This is a genomic window from Moorena sp. SIO4A5 (genome assembly GCF_010672005.1).
In the GTDB taxonomy this organism is placed as follows: domain Bacteria; phylum Cyanobacteriota; class Cyanobacteriia; order Cyanobacteriales; family Coleofasciculaceae; genus Moorena.
This window is the reverse complement of the sequence record NZ_JAAHHZ010000498.1, coordinates 1-3,561: the sequence shown is the minus strand read 5'-3', so window position 1 is coordinate 3,561 and position 3,561 is coordinate 1. Positions and strand designations below refer to the sequence as shown.

Here is a 3,561-nt window from a genome sequence, read left to right as displayed (position 1 = left end):
AAAGCTCGATAACCAGCACATTTGTTTTACCATGGGATACTCCTTGATTGTGAATTAAAGCTAGAGAGCCTTGGTTAACTGACCATTTGAACAGTAAGTAGGTGAGAAATAACCCTGAATTGCTGAGTTACTGAATTCATCGATAATTTAGCAATTCAGTTTAAATGTATTTATAGCTACCTACATGATGCACTTAATAATGTTATTCTGTCTCAGTCGCCTTGACTCTAATTGCTGTGTTTATTGTTTCTTCAGTAATTTAGCTGTGGATTCCGGAGAATTGGGTTAAGCTAATCAGAATTTAATTTGCAAATTTACCGTATTAGACAAAAGTAAGCATTTAGCCGTCAGTGGTCACCGGTCAGTGGTCAGCGGTCAGCTATCATGCTTAACATAAACCCAGGGTAGCTGCGCCGATTCGCAATAAATTAAACGAATGCTTAGCTATACAAGCTGATAGCTGATAGCTGAACGCGCACGGGTGTGCGTAGCACATAAGCTTATAGCTTACTTTCATCCCTTGCCCCCTGAGCTTACTCACTCCAAGGTGGAGGATCTCCGATTAAACTGTGCTTAACGAAATTCCTGAAATAAATTTCACGAATTGACATCTGTCTATAGAGCTCGCACAGAAGATTCTTGGCTTGGTCAAGGTCGATGTTTTGAATTTGCGTCTCAAACACCTTAAGATTGAATTCTTGTTCTAGGGAAAATTCTATTGGTTGATGTTTTTCCATGATGATTTGACTCCTATAAGTTTTCAGAAATTACCGATTCGTTAGAACCTTTTATCAAGTTAATTAGGAGTGGGTAACTTTACTCCTTAATTACTTATCACCTTGAGTTGGGATTTTTATGCAAGGATTACTCTAAATAGGCTTTATACTAGTTATGATGGCAAATTTTAGGAAACTTTACAGTACCCTTGCGGGTACTTTGTATCCGACCAAAACCCATCCTTAACGATCGCATCGGCAAAGCAACCAGAAAACGCCTCCGCGCTTCAGGGGATATCCAGAGAAACCGGAGCCCCCAATCTGGTAGCGTAAGTAAAAATACTTATCTGTATCTAAGTTCTGATTGCTATATCGATAGTTTCAGAATAATTGGCAGACAAGACTAGAATGCCTCAGTATTTATCTCAGTTTTTTGTTCCAGTTTTGAACTCTCCACGGGTTGAAACCGCGTGGATTCTAAGAGTCGTGTCGTTACGCGGGTTAAAACCGCGCTGCACGACGCTTCACGATACGATCTAGATAACGAGTCCAATTTGTATCGTTGTGGCAGGTTCAAGTCTGCTCTACCGACCTCGGCTAGGGGGAACCCTAGCTGTGTCGCTACTTTCCTAAGAATATTGCAAGCTCCATTGCAGTCGGCGTTAATTAATGCGCCTTTCCCTGACTTATAAAGACCACGCTTTACTCTTTTTCCGCTAGGTTTCCACCCCTCGGGTTTCGCACCAAGTACAGGTAGAAAATCACGATCTAAGAAGCTGGCTTTACTGGTATAACTTTCCTCTGTCTGAACAAATTTGATACCGTGTTCAAGGCACAACTGCTCAATTCTATTTTTCAACTTAGCAGTAGGAATTTGCACGAACTGCTGGTTATTCCTTTTTCCAATGTTAATACTGTCTTTGTTCCGCTTGTTCCATCCAAATACGACTGTACTAACTTCATTCCTTTGACACCAGTTGACGATAAACCTAGCTACTTTATTCACATTATCGCGCATCTGCCTGTTGCGCTTTTCAGTCAAAGAGGCTAACTGATCATCCCAGTAGTCTTGGGCTTTCCCTTTCTTGATCGCAGCTACACGTTTGTTGTACCACTGGTTTTGAGATTTAACTTTTTTGCCATCTATAATAAATGACTTACCTACGTTAGAGACACAAGTTAGCCAGTTACTTAGACCTGGATCAATACCTAAAACATTATTCGTTGGTGCGATTGGCTCAACATTTTCTCTCTCGTACACAAACTCTAGATAAAAACAGCCATTCCTAGGGACAAATCGATATTCCTTTATCAACTTGAAATCGATATTGGATGGCATCGGAAGCAAGAAGTGCTCAATTCCAAACCAAGCTTTAACCTGCTTTCCTAAAGTAAATTTTAGTTGGCCTAGACAACGTTTCACCCATCGAGCAGGATAACTAACGATAGCTAAGCCGCCCTTTTTCCGGTATTTCGGAACTCTAGGCTTGTCTGTCAACTGCCCTTTGTCGTACTTCTTCTTGAGGGCTTTGTAAGACTTAAAAGATTCAACAACTCCGTGCAGTGTTTGCTGAGCACATGCCGATCTCATGGCTTTAAAGTGGACGTTACTCTTCATGACTTTGTCCAACTCGGCATTATTAAGGTATTTGCCATTTTTGAATAACATTTGACGGCCGTAATACAAACCGCAATTGGTAAGCTTATTAGCCTCCGAGCAAATAAACTCTATGACTGCCTGATTCTCCGGTGTTGTAGTTATTAAGTGCTGCTGACATCCGTACATCTTGTTGCTCCCTTATTGTTTATAATATATATTGACTATACGTCCACTGTCAACATCTATGAGTGCAATAACTGAAAATATTTTCAGGACAAATCCACATTCGGTAACATTGCTGAATTACCACTTTGTCTGGTGCCCTAAGAGAAGGAAGTCTGTACTCGTCGGGAAGGTAAAAATGAGATTACAAGATATTATTTTTGATTTATGCGCAGAAAACAACTGGCGATTGATCGCAAAGCGAGATAATGCCAGATCACGTCCACATGTTCTTGGAGGTAGATCCTACTTTCGCTCCATCAGTAATAATCATGCATAGTAAAAGGGCGAGCTTCCCATCATCTTAGAAGAGAGTTCCCTGAACTGCTAAAACTCCCAACTCTTTGGTCTCCTAGTTATTTTTGCTCAACTACCGGAAACGCTAACACAGAAACCGTCAAAAGGTATATAGAGAATCAAAAAGGCAAATAATACAAGAGCCGGGATGAATCCCGGTTCGCTCCACGCCCACCTAATAAATTAGGTGGCTAACTCTCGCTTGTTAGTTTTCTGTTTCAGTTATATGATCTCAATAGATATATTCAAGGTAAATTGATGCCAGTTATAGAAGTTAAAACCTATGTAGAATATCGGGACAATGGTTACTGGATTGCAGGCACACGAATTTCTCTAGACTCCGTTGTATATACTTTCCGCAACGGATTATCACCAGAAAGTATTGTTCAATCTTTCCCACTGTTGACCCTTGAACAGGTTTACGGAGCGATCGCGTTCTACTTAGCTAATCGTGAGCAGATTGATACTTACCTCGCTTTGGAAGAGGAAGAGTTTAATGCCATGGCTCAACCATTACAAACCACTGATCCGTCTCTGTATAACAAACTTATCTCACGATTAGCCAAAAAACAGAGGCTAGGAGTATGTCACTTTTTCCTTAAGCATATGCGCTACGCGCACGCTGCGCGAACAGCAGTCAGCGGTCAGCCGTGAGCCAAGGCCAATGGCCTTGGCCATTGGCTGATAGCAGCTGAATGATTACTGATAGTTAGGTTTTGTTAAAAA

The 3,561-nt window shown here is 41.1% G+C and carries 3 protein-coding genes and 1 pseudogene; 2 read left to right on the top strand and 2 right to left on the bottom strand.

All coding sequences use genetic code 11. The annotated features are described in order from the left end of the window. Positions 1-533: 533 nt before the first annotated feature. Both F6K57_RS39915 and F6K57_RS39910 read right to left on the bottom strand, forming a co-directional pair. Positions 534-737 (bottom strand): NblA/ycf18 family protein, encoded by a 204-nt coding sequence (locus F6K57_RS39915; protein ID WP_070395823.1) that lies wholly within the window; start codon positions 735-737, stop codon positions 534-536. A 382-nt stretch (positions 738-1,119) separates the two neighbouring features. Further along, positions 1,120-2,502 (bottom strand): transposase, encoded by a 1,383-nt coding sequence (locus tag F6K57_RS39910; protein WP_293074364.1) that lies wholly within the window; start codon positions 2,500-2,502, stop codon positions 1,120-1,122. Between the two features lie 58 nt (positions 2,503-2,560). Between F6K57_RS39910 and tnpA the strand changes: the two are divergent. Both tnpA and F6K57_RS39900 read left to right on the top strand, forming a co-directional pair. Beyond that, a pseudogene (gene tnpA, locus F6K57_RS39905) lies at positions 2,561-2,970 on the top strand (IS200/IS605 family transposase). Between the two features lie 123 nt (positions 2,971-3,093). After that, a complete protein-coding gene (locus F6K57_RS39900) occupies positions 3,094-3,489 on the top strand; it encodes a DUF433 domain-containing protein (protein WP_293074362.1) in 396 nt (131 codons plus the stop codon). Positions 3,490-3,561 lie beyond the last annotated feature (72 nt).

What these genes read in the sequence shown, in the direction of transcription:
- F6K57_RS39910 (WP_293074364.1), bottom strand. Translation starts at nt 2,502, where the DNA reads ATGTACGGATGTCAGCAGCACTTAATAACTACAACACCGGAGAATCAG.
- F6K57_RS39900 (WP_293074362.1), top strand. Translation starts at nt 3,094, where the DNA reads ATGCCAGTTATAGAAGTTAAAACCTATGTAGAATATCGGGACAATGGT.
- F6K57_RS39915 (WP_070395823.1), bottom strand. Translation starts at nt 737, where the DNA reads ATGGAAAAACATCAACCAATAGAATTTTCCCTAGAACAAGAATTCAAT.